The 16,731-nt window shown below is 34.7% G+C and carries 10 protein-coding genes; 6 read left to right on the forward strand and 4 right to left on the reverse strand.

What is annotated here, in order from left to right; all coding sequences use genetic code 11:
* The first annotated feature begins 703 nt into the window (after positions 1-703).
* The 3 genes from EHE19_RS06900 to EHE19_RS06910 all read left to right on the forward strand — a co-directional run bounded on the left by EHE19_RS06900 (position 704) and on the right by EHE19_RS06910 (position 5,966).
* The gene (locus tag EHE19_RS06900; protein ID WP_137696630.1) at positions 704-2,737 is read left to right on the forward strand and encodes a methyl-accepting chemotaxis protein; all 2,034 of its coding nucleotides are present in this window, start codon (positions 704-706) and stop codon (positions 2,735-2,737) included.
* 1,019 nt (positions 2,738-3,756) lie between these two features.
* A complete protein-coding gene (locus EHE19_RS06905) occupies positions 3,757-4,440 on the forward strand; it encodes an NfeD family protein (RefSeq protein ID WP_137696629.1) in 684 nt (227 codons plus the stop codon).
* Between the two features lie 74 nt (positions 4,441-4,514).
* Positions 4,515-5,966: a flotillin family protein gene (locus EHE19_RS06910; protein WP_425314299.1), complete on the forward strand. Its 1,452-nt coding sequence runs from the start codon at positions 4,515-4,517 to the stop codon at positions 5,964-5,966.
* A 307-nt stretch (positions 5,967-6,273) separates the two neighbouring features.
* On the opposite strand, the gene EHE19_RS06915 is transcribed toward EHE19_RS06910, so the two are convergent.
* The 4 genes from EHE19_RS06915 to EHE19_RS06930 form a co-directional block, all read right to left on the reverse strand.
* Complete coding sequence (locus EHE19_RS06915) at positions 6,274-7,650, reverse strand: ABC transporter permease (protein WP_137696628.1); 1,377 nt, start codon at positions 7,648-7,650, stop codon at positions 6,274-6,276.
* Positions 7,637-10,024: a COG1361 S-layer family protein gene (locus EHE19_RS06920; RefSeq protein WP_137696627.1), complete on the reverse strand. Its 2,388-nt coding sequence runs from the start codon at positions 10,022-10,024 to the stop codon at positions 7,637-7,639. Before EHE19_RS06920 ends, EHE19_RS06915 begins: the two co-directional genes overlap by 14 nt.
* Positions 10,025-10,275: 251 nt before the next feature.
* Positions 10,276-10,998: an ABC transporter ATP-binding protein gene (locus EHE19_RS06925; protein ID WP_137696626.1), complete on the reverse strand. Its 723-nt coding sequence runs from the start codon at positions 10,996-10,998 to the stop codon at positions 10,276-10,278.
* 245 nt (positions 10,999-11,243) lie between these two features.
* Positions 11,244-11,426, reverse strand: coding sequence for a hypothetical protein (locus EHE19_RS06930; RefSeq protein WP_137696625.1), 183 nt, complete (start codon positions 11,424-11,426; stop codon positions 11,244-11,246).
* 445 nt (positions 11,427-11,871) lie between these two features.
* On the opposite strand from EHE19_RS06930, the gene EHE19_RS06935 reads away from it, so the two are divergent.
* The 3 genes from EHE19_RS06935 to EHE19_RS06945 all read left to right on the forward strand — a co-directional run bounded on the left by EHE19_RS06935 (position 11,872) and on the right by EHE19_RS06945 (position 16,519).
* On the forward strand, positions 11,872-13,428 hold the full coding sequence (locus EHE19_RS06935; RefSeq protein WP_137696624.1) for an ABC-F family ATP-binding cassette domain-containing protein: 1,557 nt from the start codon (positions 11,872-11,874) through the stop codon (positions 13,426-13,428).
* A 698-nt stretch (positions 13,429-14,126) separates the two neighbouring features.
* Positions 14,127-15,914 carry an indolepyruvate ferredoxin oxidoreductase subunit alpha gene (iorA, locus tag EHE19_RS06940; protein ID WP_137696623.1) on the forward strand — a complete coding sequence of 596 codons (1,788 nt, stop codon included), beginning with the start codon at positions 14,127-14,129 and terminating at the stop codon, positions 15,912-15,914.
* Positions 15,911-16,519: an indolepyruvate oxidoreductase subunit beta gene (locus tag EHE19_RS06945; protein ID WP_137696622.1), complete on the forward strand. Its 609-nt coding sequence runs from the start codon at positions 15,911-15,913 to the stop codon at positions 16,517-16,519. The genes iorA and EHE19_RS06945 overlap by 4 nt, the downstream gene beginning before the upstream one ends.
* Positions 16,520-16,731: the final 212 nt, after the last annotated feature.

Raw genomic sequence — 16,731 nt, forward strand, 5'->3', positions numbered from 1 at the left:
TATATTGCTACTTCATACTATTTTTTGCAATAAGACATTGGTATACATAAAATGTTGTTTTATCAGTTCCTTATTAAAATTATAATTTAATATTATTTACACCTATAAATCAATAAATATCAACTATATATCAATAAGCAAATTAATACTATATTCCTAATTAAAAGCTGTAGATGTAAAAATTTATAAGTAATATACTTATTACTAAAATATTGTTTGTTTACTTGGACAACAAATATTTGTACAATTAAGCATGGGAAAACTTTATTAAAAATTTGAAAATAAATGTATGAAATAGTTGGTGAATTTTTGAATTTTACTAAAAAATAGTAATTATGTTTTAGTATACAAAAAATTTATGTTTAAACGTATTCTATAAAATTTACTAGCAATAGAACTACTTTTTTATACAATAATTTGCAAAGCAATGAAGGATTTATATGAATGAGTAACGAATTTTAATAATATGGGATTTATATGTTAAACATTCTTCATTAAAATTGAAAAAGCAGCCCAAATTTGATGTTTTATGTAATGAAGCCATTTCTGTCTTAATGTAAGAAAAAATCTATACTTTATACAAGCATTCAAATGTATAAAGACCTAAAGAGGATTAAATATTACAGGAACATAAAAATCTCTATCCAAGGTTGCAATGCAAGCACAAAATATATAATATTCTTCAATAAACAGGGGGTAACATATGAAAAAAAAGGGATATAGCAGATTTAGAGGATTAAGTTGGAGGATTTTTTTGGTATCTGTTCTATGCATGCTAATACCTATGCTGGTAAGTCTTTTTACGTCTGGTTATATTTCACAAAAGTATTTGGAGAACTCAGCAAGTGATGCTTTATTGAACATTGTTGCTGAAAAGAGGAGTCAAATTGAAGTAGCCTTGTCAAACATTGAAAAGCAGGCTCAGTCAATTGCAATGCAACCTTTTATTGTTGATACTCTCAGTGAGGCTTCTGCCAATTCTGCTAATCCAAGCAGCAGAGACTTGCAGAAGATTTCAAATAATTTAGAGTATAATTTTAACCTGGCAAAAGGTCTTTTTGAGAATGTGTTCTTAATGTATAAGAATATTGATATAGCAGATGGCATAGGGGGTAAATCTGTTGGATGGGAAAATGAAGCCATGGGAAGCGTTACGGATTTACTAGTACGTGCAGCAAGAGTATCACCTACTACTGGTCGGCCTGTTATTACTATTGTAGCACCTGTAAAAAACAATGACAAACAACTAGGCTCAGTGGCAATGGCTATAGAATTAAACAGTTTATCAGAAAATATTATTAATAGTAATTCAAACAGCGATTTCAAGACACTTATTTTGAATTCAGAAGGGCTTGTAATTTCATCAATAGATAAAGATATTGTTTTAACTCTGAATTTTCAGGATGAAAAAAGTGGATTGCAGGATTTTTATAATACAATAAAATCTAAAGAAACTGGTATTGATTTCTTTAAACTAGATGGTATTGAATATATTGCTGCTTACACTAGCAGCAGTAAATATGGAATGCATATAGTATCCTACAAGCCTGTTTCAGCTTACACGAAGCTAATAAAGAATATGGGGTTGGTATTAATTGGGGTTATTTTACTAAGTATTTTATTAGCATCAATTGTTATTTATTTCTCTTCTAGAAAAATAACCAAACCGATACTTGCAGCTGTAGCCCAAGCAGAACAATTGGCAAATAGAGATTTGACAGTAAATACTATAGAAAATTCTCTTAATAGAAAGGATGAACTTGGTAGGTTAGCAAATTCTTTTTCTACTATGGTTCAGAATTTAAAAGAAATAATAACACAGATAACAATAACATCGAGCGAGGTGGCTATATCTGGACAGGAATTGTACGAGTCTGGTGAACAGGTTGGAAAAGCCGCTGAGGAAGTGGCTAACACAATCCTCGAAATTTCCTCAGGTGCGGAAGATCAATCTAAAAAGATTGAGATGGCACTTTCGAACTTGACAGATTTAATTAGCCAAATCAATGAAGTTAATAATAATACGTACAATATGCAACAGACTACTGTTCATATGATAGATGATATTGCTATAGGGGCTAAGACTGCTGCTGAATCCATTGAAACTATAAATAATCTAAAAGCTGATACAGAAGGAGTTTCCGGAGTTATTTCGAATTTAGGTAATACTTCTAATCAAATAGGACAGATTATTGAATTAATCAGTGGCATAGCTGAACAGACAAACTTACTTGCATTGAACGCAGCTATTGAGGCTGCAAGAGCAGGTGAGGCAGGAAGAGGGTTCAGTGTGGTTGCTGATGAAATTAGGAAATTGGCTGAAGAGTCTGCCGATGCTAGTGGAAGGATAGCAAAGCTTATTGTAGAAATAAGAAGCGGTGTTGACACAGCCGTTAGTAAGATGGATGACAGCATGAAGTCTGTAAACTCAAGTGTGAAAGCTATTCAAAAGAACGGTGAAACTTTCAATGTGATTAATGAACAGGCTGAACGACTTAAGGATATAGTATCAAATGTTATTAATAGTGTTAAAATTATGACTGAAAACAGCAGTGATTTTGAACGTACAATGCAGGAGATAAATGAGACAAGCCATGAGTTTGCTTCTAATGCAGAAGGAGTATCGGCTGCTAGTGAAGAACAAATAGCTTTAACAGAGGAAATAGTATCTTCTTCAAAAGCAATGGCAGATATGTCTGAAGAATTATCAAATCTAATTAAAAACTTTAAAATATAGTTGCTTATTTATAAACGGTATAATACTGAAGACTATGGGCTATTTTTGGTCCATGGTCTTTTTTAGTTACATGATATGGATGCTTTCAAGTTAATGATAGTTAGATACGGTGAATTAGTTAAGGTTTTTATGTAAAATATTGGTAAACAAGCTGTTATTAATTTAAGAAATAAATATAAAAAATATCTAACCTTTATTTATATTTTATTCCTTCTATTTTTATTCAGTTATTTTTCACTACATCTAGTATCTAAATGTATATTTTAGTTAAGTTCCTTAAATTGTATTTCTTATAGCTGAAAATTGGGATTGAGATATTTAAATTGGGATTGCAAGATTTGAATTCAAGTTATTTACAGGCAACGGGGTACAATGATACAATAGTTAATAGTATAGAGGTTTATTTATGTCAATTAATATTTTAGTCTATTAGCGGCAGAATATTGTTTCTTTTCTTTTATAGTGAAGTTTGACAAGTATGTTTAAATATCATAATTTGAAGCTAAGGTAAATAAGCGAATTTTTATAAATTATTCAAAGTTACCAGCTGATATTTTAAATGTTTATAATTATCAATTGATATTACTGAATTGCCCTTTTTAATCAAGCGTATAATAAAATATTGAAACGTCTTATTAAGCTGATGTATCAAACTCAGTTGAAACAAATAATATAAAATAATTGTTCGTGAGTTTTATTAATGACAGAGTTATTATAGATTTATTAGTAATTGAAAAATAACTAGTTATTAATATTTTTAATATATATGTTCATACTAAGTGGACTACTGTTTATTCTAAATGGACTAGGGCGAAAAACGAAGATAATCGAAGATAATAGCACTTACGTAATAACCTAATATTTCTTGTGAATTTAGTAACAATTTATGGTATAATTAGAATAGAATCAAGTCAAAGCAGTTCTTGTAGAACGTCTAAGGATAGATTATAATGTGTGCATGTGTTAAATACTTGTAATTACAGTCATTTTCACAGGGTTATCAGAAAGGAGGTAAAGACATGTCTGATTTTTATGTAGTTGTATTTTTAGTAGGTGTATTTTATACTGTTATTTCATTGATTATTAATGGAATTACAGGAGCGCTTCATTCTCATGGTGATTTTGGAGCTGACATAGGAGGACATCACGGAAATATAGATAGCGGGCATGTTCAAGCAGATGCTGGTCATACAATAAGTTCTGCTGATGGGAGCCAGGCTGTAAGTGTTGATGGACAACAGGGACATTCTGTCGGTGAAGGTTCAGGATTTTCACAGAATATAATATCCTGGTTTGCAGTATTATTAAATCCAATAGTTGCAGTATCCCTTTTAACTGTTTTTGGTGGAATGGGTATATTAGGGGAGAGTTACTTTAAGTGGGATAGTATTGCTACTTTAGCTTTTGCAGCTGTATCAGGAATACTTTGTTCATCATTGTTATATAATTTTGTAGCTAAACCTATTTACAGGAGTGAGAATACTTCGAATGTTTCAAGAGAAATGTTAATAGGAACTGCTGCAGAGGTTACCACAGATATTCTTGCGGATGGCTTTGGAACTATTTCTTACACAGTAAATTCGTTAAGGTTTAATGCACCTTCAAAGCATATTGAGGGTAAAGCTGTTAAGCAAGGCCAAAAGGTAGTGATATGTAAAATAGAAGACAATATATTTTACATAAGCGAGATATCTGGTATTTAAATCCCCTAGAAAAAGCGTTTATAAATTAAGTTGTAAGTTAAAATAAAATAAAAATACGAAAAGGAGAATTTGAAATGATGGGTGAATATTCAATTTACGTAATACCAGCTATTATTGTTGTGGTACTATTTATCTTAATAATTTGCTTATTTAACATGTACAAGAAGGTACCGCAGGACAAAGCTTTAGTAGTTACAGGTTTTAGAGGCAGAAGGGTTATAACTGGCGGAGGCGGCATTGTCATACCTATGCTTGAAAGAATTGATGTCATATCTTTAGAAAATATGCAGATAGACATTAGAATTGACGGTGCACTTACCTCTCAAGGTGTTGGAATTGTTGCAGATGGTGTGGCTGTTGTTAAGGTTAAGTCTGATAAGGAATCTATTTTGTCAGCGGCAGAGCAGTTTAATACATCAAAAGGCTTAGACTATATGTTGGCTGTTATTTCAAAAACAACTCAACAGGTGCTGGAAGGTAAGCTTCGTGAAATTGTATCAAAAATGACTGTTGAGGAGATTTACAAGGATAGAGAGACATTTGCATCACACGTACAAGGTGTTGCAGCAACTGAACTTCAAGGCATGGGTCTTGAATTAAAGGTATTAACAATCAAAGACATATCTGATAAGAATGGTTACTTAGAGGCACTTGGAAAACCTAGAATTGCGGAAGTTAAGAGAGACGCTCAGATTGCAGAGGCAGAAGCAACAAAGGAAACAAAAATAAGAACTGCTGAAGCAAACAGAGAAGGAGAAGCTGCTAGAATACAGTCTGAAACAAAGATTGCAGAAGAAATTAAGAATAAGGAACTTAAAGTTCAATCCTACAACAAAGATCAACAGACTGCAAAGGCAGATGCAGACCTTGCTTACGAAATTCAAGCAAATATCGTTAGAAAAGAAGTTGCTGAGACTGCAATGCAGGTTGAAATAACAAAGAAGCAGAAAGAAATTGAACTTGCAGAGCAGGAAGCACTCAGAAAAGAAAAGGAATTAGAAGCAACTATTAAGAAGCAAGCTGATGCAGACAATTACCAAGCTACAAAGCTTGCTGATGCAAATAAATATAGAGAGTTTGCAGCTGCTGAGGCAAGAGCTCGTGCTATTGAGATGGAAGGTGAAGCTAAGGCAAAAGCAAAGAGAGCAGAAGGTATGGCTGAGGTAGAAATTATCAAAGCAAAAGGTGAAGCTGAAGCATCAGCTATGGCTAAGAAAGCAGAAGCCTTCAAACTTTACAATGATGCAGCCGTTACTCAAATGATTATTGAAAAACTTCCTGACATTGCAAGTGCAATAGCTAGCCCGCTTGCTAAAACTGAGAAAATTGTTATTGTTGACAATGCCAATGGTGGAGAAGCAAAAGGCGCAGCAAAGGTTACAGGATATGTAACTGATATAATTTCTCAGCTTCCAGAGAGTGTTGAAGCAATTACTGGATTAAATGTATTAGATTTATTGAAAAAAAGCGGTAATAATAAAGCAGGGGAAGTAACTAACGAAGTAAATAACGAGGAAACAAAATAAATTTGTAGCTTACAGAATTAAATTAAGTTGTTCTTTAAAACTAAATAATTTTTGTTAAGTTTCGTACATTAGCACGAAAAGAGTTACACCGTAGTGGTTGTAAAGCTTTTCGTGCTTTCTTTGTTAAAATTATTTATGAGGTCTTTTTAGTAGTTTAAATAAATTGCATAATAGTAGAATAATATTATAATGAACAACTAAAATAGCGAGGCAGTCAAAACTGTCTCGCTATTAAAGTCTAACTTTGTTATGTGATTCATTTTTCAGATAGCTAGATGCTTGCTTTTTATATTAAAATACTGTAAAACTACTCAGTCTTAATTGCCTCCAGCGCACTGAGTTTCATAGCTCTTCTAGCAGGTGAAAAGCCAGAAATAAGTCCGATTAGAATAGCAAAAGCAATGGAGAGAAGTGCCAGCCAAGGAGGTATCGAGGATATTCTGCTTTCAGCATCGCCCATACCCATTCCAATACCGAACATACCGCCCCTTCCGGAATTTAAGTAGCTTCTGCCAATGGTGTTTATTGCATAGGAAGTAAGATAACTCAAAATAACACCTATACACCCTCCTAATAATCCGATGATACCAGCCTCTAACAGAAACAGTTGCCTTATATTTTTCATTTTACAGCCTAAAACCTTCATTACGCCTATCTCACGAGTTCTTTCATATATAGACATAATCATAGTATTTGTTATACCAAGGGCAGAAATGATTAGGGATATGGCTCCAATGGCCCCAAGCACCAGCTGAACAGTCTGAGACTGCTTTTGCATGGACTTGCGTATATCTGCAAGGCTGTTAGTTCCATAGCCCATATCATCAATTTCTGCCTGAATTCGGTCAACATCCTTGATTTTATCTACCATAACCATTAGGCGTTCATAGCCTTTGCTGGTACTGCTAATATCAAACATCATATTTTGCCCGCCTTGACCTTTGGAAGCATCTTTCATCAGCTTTTGAAGATTGAGATAATCCATGAAAATGTAACCATCTTTTTGCCAATCATTTGTTATTTCTAGGATACCTACAGGTTTCAATTTGTAGAGCTTAGGAGCTTTTGCGGAAGTGTCAGAACCTCCTGTGCCCTGCTGATGTTTTTCTCCGTAACTCATGTCGAAGGTTGCCTCTATTTTATCTGTCATCACATCAACAAGTGGTTTTCCGTCTATTGAACCATAGTAGTTCTTTGGATTGTAAAAATATTGAGGGATATAAGCTCCCACTACTATTTTGTCAGTATCTCCTTCTTGAAGTAAACGGCCTTGGGCAACTGGATAATCAAAATCTGGCATTGATTTCACGTCAATTCCCATAACTTGAACATAGGCCATATACTTACCTGAGATAAGCTTCATGCTTCCTTCAATAACTGGAGTTACTCCTCGAATGCCTTCAATTTTGCTTATTTTTGCAATTGCAGCATCATCAAGAACTATTTCCTTAGGTGGACCGCTAGAGTTATCGGGAGTATTTCTGTATTTGGTAACATTAATTATATTAAGGTTACCCATTTGCTTTAATTGGGCTTCAAAACTCTCATTCATACCGATTCCAAGAGAAACCATGACAACAATGGCTGCAGTTCCTATGACTACGCCAAGAACGGTTAGAATGGTTCTTGTTTTTCTTCTGAATAGATTCTTTAAACCCATTAAAAATATATCAAAGCTCCTCATCTATCATAAATTCCTTTCTAGCTTTTATTTTCTTACGAACAAATAATACAGTAATAACTATTATTACAAGGAGAACTGCCCCTCCAGCAATAAAAGCCCATAGTGGAATTTTTTTATCTGTTTCCTCTGGAGGAAACATTCCTTCACTATCAATAGGAGCTTCCATAGGCATTTCTATGGCATTAAAAGATATCTCTTTTTTTACCTCCTGCTTGTTTCCATCAGCATCTTCAAAGGAAAAAACAAGGAAACCATTCACAGGGCCTGCTGCTTCTGGAATAACTACACCATCAAAGGAATCGGTTTTTCCGGGTTCAAAATTACCAACATAATAGCTCGTTCCCTCAACTCTGAAATCACCTTCCAGTTTTACAAGCAAATTATATAATGTTGATTTACCCATATTATAGAAGCTTACATTAATGGGCATTGGAGAACCTAAAAAGGCTTCTGGAGGGAAGTTGAGGTCTCCCACTACCAAACGTGGTGTCTGTTGAAGGGAAACTCCTACAACGTCCTTAGTCGAATAAGGATTTCCTTTTTCATCCTCATACTCATAATTTATACTAATCATATACTGCTTTGGAGCAGCATCTGATTTTGAAGTGAAGCTGACCTGTTTTTGAACCGTTCCTTTAGGGGCAATGCTGTCAATGTAAAAGGAGTTTGAATTAACAGTTGTAAAGGTTCCATCATCGGAGGAAAGGGTCACTTTTACATTACTAATGTTGGAAGCTTTGCTGGTATTCATTATTGATAGATTCAACGTAAAGGGCTGTCCTGCATTAACAATTTCTGGATTAACACTGTACTTGTCAATAATGAGTCTTGGAACGGATTTACCAGTGGAATTTTCAATATTCAGTCCAACATACTGCATGACTGCTTGTTTGTTCACAGTTCCGTCAACAGTGGCATCATATTCAACATTCAGTGAAACGGCATAATTCTTTGATGTTGCTTCATCTGAAACGTAAAGCTGAAATAGTACATTCTTTGACTCGCCTTTTTTTAGCAGAGGAATTAATATTGTATTTTGAGTTCTTGGTATCAATTCCTTGTCGGCTGATATTGTAACTTTTATATTACGAGCGTCAGCTGAACCTGTATTTGCTATATCAAAAGATATTGGTGCATTGTCACCAGGTGAAAGAGTGCTTTCAGGTGATACAATGTTCTTTATTTCTATGTTAGTATTTGAATTTTCCGATACTACGTTATAAAAAAACTCTATCTCGTCGGAATATTCTGAGCCTGAATTATCCAAATAATCAACTTTTACTTTAAGGCTGTTTGCTCCTGTTTCAATTTTGGAGGAAGCAAACAGATCAAATGAAAATACAGCCGAACTACCAGAATAAATAAGTGACTGAGTTTTTTTGTTTGTATTGCCGATTATACTAGCACCGTCATTTTTTAATCCAAGTAAGGTTACTTTTATATTTTTTGCTGATAAAGCACCGTTATTTTCAAGAGTTATATCTAGCTTAAAATTCTTTCCAGGGATAACAGGTGAAGGATTGGTTGAGACTGCTTTTAAATCTAGCCTTGGAAGTTGGCTGCCTTCTAAGGTTTTTAAATAACCTGTTTCCGTATTGCTAAAATAATCTCCTGCAGAATTATAGTACTGTAGGTTAAACTTTATTGGATAGGTTTTAGGCGTTGCGCCATTGGATATTTTAAAGGTGAATTTAACGTTCTTGCTTTCTTTGGCCTGCAGAGAGTCTATCGTCTGAGATGGATTCATTGCTTCAATTGTAATTGGCGTAGAGTCGTCTAACACTGGAGAAACCACAATATTTCTTGCATAATATAAACTGTTGTTTTTCAGCGGAAGAGTATATGTTATTTCAGCGCCAGCTTTTCCGGAGGGTATGGCTGAATTCTCTACTATTTGAATCTTAGGCGCATATTTTGCTGTATCTGCTGGAGGATTGTCATTAGTATCTCTATCCTCAATTATAGCTTCAGATATATTGATAGAATCCGTTATTGATTTAGTTCCTGAAGGTGTTGTGTATTGAATAGTTACCTGGAGTCTATTTGAACCACCATTATATCTGAAATCGTTTCCCTTGGTCATAACTGTAGAATCGTCGACAACTTCATCTACAGGAATAAAATATGGATTGGAATTTTTCATTGAAAAGGAACTGCTATCAATTTCTATGTATATATTCGAAGCATCGGCACTATGTTTTACTTTAAAAGACATAGTAAAAGTATCACCTTGTTTAATGGTGGCCTTATTAACGAAATAGCCTACAAGATCTACCTCTTGCGCGGCAGTTACTGGTACTGTCACTGTAAATAATTGTGATAATAAAATTAAAAAAATTAAACTAATAGCTGCTATTTTCTTTAAAGTTTTCATATGTATTAACCTCCAAAGCCTTTCTGGACTAAATAAAAATTTTATACTAAATTTAATCAAACTTTGCACAATAGGCCAATGATGATATTGAGAATTGCTCTACTTTCAATCAAAAGCTGGCTTCAAAATAATTGTATGAATCATTTATGACTCTAGCAATTATTTTGGCAATAAACCATTGATAATTTTAATGTACCAATAGATTTTATGTGCGGTGTTTGAATAATTTGCATTTATGTTGATAAATCAAATTATTGTATTTCTTCCGCCAGTACATTAGCCGACGGGGTTTGAGTTACTATTTTTTCAATGTTTCCATCGAGAATATGAATTACTTTATCCGCATAACTTGCGATACTAACGTCATGCGTAACTATTATCAAGGTTTGAGAGTTCTTTCTTGCCATTCCTGTAATGAGATTCATAACATCAGTGGTTGTTTTTGAATCTAGATTTCCAGTGGGCTCGTCTGCAAAAATAATTTGAGGATTTCCCACGAAGGCCCTTGCAATACCTACTCTTTGCTGCTGACCGCCACTCATTTGGGATGGCTTTCTGTTGTTGTGGGAGGTGAGCCCGACGGCTTTTAGCATTTGCTGAGCTTTCTTATCTCTTATTTTGCGGGGTATGCCTTTGAAAGCTAAAGGTAAGCCGACATTTTCTAGAGCTGTCAAGCTAGGCAGTAGATTATAAGACTGAAAAACAAAACCAATATATTTTTGGCGGAACAAAACAAGCTTCTGCTCATTAAGCTTTTCGATATGTATATCTTTAATGATTATTTCACCTCTGGTGGGTTTCTCAAGACCAGCCAAAAGGTTTAAAAGAGTGGATTTGCCGGAGCCTGAAGTTCCTAAGAGACAACATATTTCACCCTTTTGGATAGTAAGGTCGATATTTTGCAGAGCAACAACTTTTTCGTTGCCTACCCTGTATACCTTTCTTACTCCTTTAAGTTCAATCAAACTACCCAAATATTTAACCTCCTTGTAAAAAAAAGTTTATCAAAAATTTAGACGCAATTTAAAATGTATAGTTCCAAAAAAACAATATTACTTTCACAAGATATTATATAACTTCTAGCCAATTTAAAAGTAACAAAAATGTAACCTTTTCCAAAAATTTCTTTGTGAGGAATAAAATAAATATAATAAATTAAAATGTTCTTGCTCATTTAAATTTTTTACTCGCTCTGAATGTTTAATCAACTTTCACAAATTCAATGTAGACGTTGTGCAGGAATAGCAATTTTGGCCAAGAAAATGTTGCACCTTCTTATTAACACGGGAAAATTATTTGACTTTTCATTTAAAAGGTCTACTATATCATGACATCCAGAATTATAAGCTTTTATTTTTGATGCTGATGGTCCAGCATGTGGAAGATAAGACAAAAGCAACATCAGAATTCCCATCCATTCTTCACAGAACTGACAATTCACCTGCATTATCCAACTACAAACATTTATTTAATACTGTGTTTTATACAATTTTTCTTTACTATAATTTATTTATTAGTATAATTATATCGAGGCTATAAAAATCTCTCCCACAACTATAAATGGTGGGTATGGTTTTGCTATAAGACGTGAATATATGCGACGGCCGTACTACTATTACTACGCGCCCCGCAGTATGGTTTTTGCTATAAGACGTGAAAATATCTCCAGCCTCGATGAAATGCCGCTTATGTAATTGTTCGAAAAAAGTATGTATGAACAAGGTTCATTTTTGAACTACAAAAATTACATTTGGTTTTTGACGTTGTATAAATTCTTCTAAAATCGTAAAATTTTTAGTTTGAACCTATACGTAGTAATATTGATTTTAAAGTCGGAGGAAATGAAGTTGAGTATATTAACTGTAGAAAACGTAAGTCATGGTTTTGGTGCTAGAACTATATTAGATAACGCCTCATTCAGATTACTTAAGGGTGAGCATGTTGGGCTTGTAGGAGCAAACGGAGAGGGAAAATCAACATTTTTAAATATAATTACCGGAAAACTGATGCCAGATGAAGGCAAGGTGGAATGGTGCAACAGAATAACAACCGGATATTTGGATCAGCATACTGTTTTAACTCCAGGCAAAACAATTCGTGAAACCTTGAGAGAGGCTTTCCAGCATATGTTTGACCTTGAACAGGAAATGCTTTCTATATATGAAAAAATGGGAGATGCCACAGAGAGTGAATTAGCCGCAATGATGGAGGATGTTGGTGAAATTCAAAGTGAACTAGAGATTAGCGGCTTTTACATTATAGATTCAAAAATAGAGGAAGTTGCAAATGGTTTGGGGTTAGGTGATATTGGTCTAGATACTGACGTTTCTAATTTGAGCGGAGGACAGAGGACAAAGGTATTACTTACAAAGCTTTTGCTTCAAAGTCCAATGATATTGATATTGGACGAACCTACAAACTTTCTTGATGAAAACCATATTGTATGGCTGAAAAATTATTTAAAGAACTATGAAAATGCTTTTATTTTAGTTTCACATGACATTCCTTTTTTAAATGATGTTGTTAATGTAATTTACCATGTGGAAAATGCTGTGCTGACAAGATATGCAGGAAATTATGATGAATTTCAAAGGATGTACCAGCTTTCAAAGCAGCAAATTCAGCAGGCATATGAAAAGCAGCAAAAGGAAATTGAAAAGCTGGAAGAGTTTGTGGCCAGAAACAAAGCCAGAGCAGCTACTGCAAATATGGCTAAGAGCAGGCAAAAGAAGCTTGACAAAATGGAAATTATCAACAAAGTGCAAGAAAAGGCTAAGCCAATATTTAAGTTCAGAGAAGCACGTGCACCAGGAAGATATATATTTAAAACCAATAACCTTATTATCGGATACGAATCTGCCCTAACAGGTCCTTTGAACATAGCATTGGAGCGTGGGCAAAAGGTAGCTATAAAAGGTGTTAACGGATTAGGTAAGTCAACCTTGCTTAAAACCCTGCTGGGAATTCAAAAGCCATTTGCAGGAGAGGTTATTTTGGATGACTATTTATATCCCGGCTATTTTGAACAGGAAGGTGAGCGATACAATACCAAAACAGCACTAGAAGAGGTTTGGAACGACTACCCCGGAATGACTAATGCAGAGGTAAGAGGGGCTCTTGCTAAATGTGGTTTGACTACTGAGCATATTACCAGCCAGATGATGGTGCTTAGTGGTGGTGAAAATGCAAAAGTACGTCTATGCAAGCTTATGCTCAAGGATGTTAATTGCTTGATTCTCGACGAGCCTACAAACCACTTAGATGTAGATGCAAAGGATGAACTCAAAAGAGCAATCAAAGAATTCAAGGGCTCTGTACTATTAGTTTGCCATGAGCCTGAATTTTATGAAGATTGGGTGACTGATGTTTGGAACGTAGAGAATTGGACGACGAAGATTGTGTAGCGAAATTAGACTCACAATCAACTTTAAGATAATAAGTTTGCTGAAGAAATAATTAATTGACATTATATAAAAGTATGAAACAAAAAGGGACTGTTGCAGAACAGAAAATTTGATATATCAATGGTAAATTGCTTAAATAGTACTCCCATGCAATATATATCTATGGCTCGCTCACGAAATTGATGCTGAAATATTTGTGGTGAAGAACAAGCACTTCCGCCGACCGTATTACACTCGACCTCCTTGTCTCGGGTTAATACTCACAGCTACTGACTTCCGCTGTGTCGGCTACAATACTTGTTCTTCACCTACTATTTCTATCATCAATTTCTAACCGAGCTTCGCAATAAGATATATATTGCACTCGCGTACTATTTTAGCAATAAGTCAATGGTATACAGAATTTGTTGTATTGCAAAAGCCTTTTTTTGATATAAATTTAAGATAATAATAAAAAACTCATTACTATAATTTGCTTTTCTATTTTTACTTTTTATCTTCAAAGCATCACATTTTATCATCAACATTTGCTTTATATTGATATTTGATTTAATATAAAAAGAGAGCGATTTTTAAGAATTTATTATATTAATTTGATACTTAGCCTTTGGGCAAATTTGGGTAATGAGCCTTTGCAAAGCAGAGGCTGCCAACCGATAGATTTAATATTTTATGCTCAGTGGGCAATTGGAGGTAAAATGAGTAAAAAATTACTTATGGGTAACGAGGCAATAGCATTTGGTGCTATAAGAGCCGGAGTTAATGTGGTAACAGGCTATCCCGGAACGCCTTCTACTGAAGTACTTGAGACCATAGCGCATAATAATCCGGGAGATTTATATGTAGAGTGGTCTGTAAATGAAAAGTCTGCAATGGAAATTGCAGCTGGAGCAGCTTACAGCGGAGCTAGAACAATGGTTACAATGAAACAGGTTGGACTAAATGTGGCAGCTGACCCCCTAATGACTTTAGCTTATATAGGTGTTAAGGGCGGAATGGTAATATTAGTTGCAGATGATCCAGGCCCTTTTTCATCGCAAACAGAGCAGGATACCAGACATTTTGCTAAATTTTCAAATCTTCCTGTATTAGACCCTTCTACCCCTGAAGAGGCTTACGAAATGGTTCAATATGCTTTTGAACTATCGGAACTGGTTAAATTACCAGTGTTTTTAAGACCAACAACTAGAGTATGTCATGCATGTGCTACAATTGATGTAGATGATGGAAGAATTAGTAATAAGCCAGAAGGTTTTGTTAAAGACCTTAATTGGGTTATATTTCCAAATCTATCATATAGAAAACATATTCATATTGAGAAGCTTCAAGATGAATTAAGCGATATTTTCTCAAAACTCAAGTTTAATCAAGTTTATGGAAAAGGCAGGCTTGGAGTTGCTGTATCTGGAGTAGCCTATACATATGTGACCGAAGCAGTTGAGAAATTAAAGGCTGATATAAAGGTATTTAAGGCTGGAACTCCTTATCCACTGCCAAAGGATAAAGCAGAAGAGTTCCTTTCTGGATTAGACGAAGTACTTGTATTTGAAGAACTTGACCCTGTTCTTGAAGAAGAATTGACTTTATACTGTGCAGCTAACAAGAAAAATGTAAATATATTAGGAAAGAAAACTCATCATCTGCCATGTGCAGGAGAATATACCTTTGAATTGGTTTATTCTGCTTTAGCAAAATTCATAGGTGTTGAAATAGCTGAAGGTGAAAAAGCTGAAATACCAGCACTTCCAACTAGAGCACCTGTACTTTGTGCTGGATGTCCTCACAGAGCATCTTTCTATGCAACAAAAGTGGCCTTAAAGGGACAAAAAGCTGTATTCTCAGGGGATATTGGCTGCTATACCCTTGGAAATGCAAAGCCATTAGATATGGTGGACACTTGCTTGTGTATGGGAGCAGGTATTACTGTGGCGCAGGGAATTCATAGAACACAGCCTGATACAAAGAATGTTGCCTTTGTTGGAGATTCAACCTTTTTCCACACTGGAATACCTGGCATAATAAATGCTGTTTACAATAATACCGATATTACAGTAATTATACTTGATAACAGCACTACCGCAATGACTGGGCATCAGCCTCATCCCGGCATTGGTAAAACTATGATGAACAGTATTTCAAACAAAATTGATATTTATAGTGTTGTAAAAGCCTGTGGAGTTGGACATATAACCAAGGGCAATCCATTAGATTTTAAAAATGCTGTTGAACTTATAAAGCAGGCGGTAGAGTTTAATGGCCCTTCTGTAGTTATATTTGAGGCTCCTTGTATTGCATTGTTTAAACCCACCGAATTATACGAGGTTAATGAAAATTGTAAAAACTGTAAAAGGTGTATTAATACCATTGGATGTCCAGCAATTTCTATTATGGATGGAGAGGTTAAAATAGAGCCTTCCCTTTGTTATGGCTGTGGTTTGTGTACAAATGTCTGTCCATTTAATGCCATTAGGAGGTGTGAAAAATGATTAATTCTAAATATGACATCTTAATAGCTGGTGTTGGCGGACAGGGAACTGTGCTTGCATCAAGACTTATTGCAGCTGCTGCTATAAAACAGGGAAGCTTTGCAAGAACTTCTGAAACTATTGGAATGTCTCAAAGAGGCGGTTGTGTAGTTAGCCATGTAAGAATAAATAGCGAAAAGTCCGGTTCAATAATACCTTTTAACACTGCAGACATGCTAATTGGCTTTGAACTGGCAGAAGTTGCGAGAAATATGCAAAGGCTTTCAAAGGAAGGCTGCTGCATAATTAATACTCAGGTGATAAAACCTGTATCTGCTTCTTTAGGAGCATCCCAGTATGACATTGAAGGAATTACAAAATACATAGAGGATAATTCAAAAGAAATTTATTTTATTGATGGCTATGATATAGCTAAAGAGGCAGGTTCAGTCAAAGCTGTAAACGTTGTGCTTTTAGGTGCTGCAACAGCTGTAGGTAAGATGCCCTTTAGCAAAGAAGTTATGCTTGAAGCAATTGTTGAAAATGTACCTCAGAAGTTCAGAGAATTAAATGAGAAGGCTTTTGTGATGGGGTATGATTTCATTTCAACAACGCAGTCAAAATAATTAGTAAATTAGCCATGTACAGTTAATTTTTCGTAGACACTAATTAGTTCAACCTTCTCAGTTGAAAATCGTAGGCGTTAAACTTATCAATGGAAAGTTGGATTAGAAATAATTGCATGAATTAGTTCTTTCGGGTTATTTCGTCAACAAGCCATTGATAAGCTTAAACACAGAAAGATTTTTGCGGTGAGAAAGTTGAATAATTAATTAGA

The sequence above is a fragment of the Ruminiclostridium herbifermentans genome, from assembly GCF_005473905.2.
GTDB lineage: Bacteria > Bacillota > Clostridia > Acetivibrionales > DSM-1351 > Ruminiclostridium > Ruminiclostridium herbifermentans.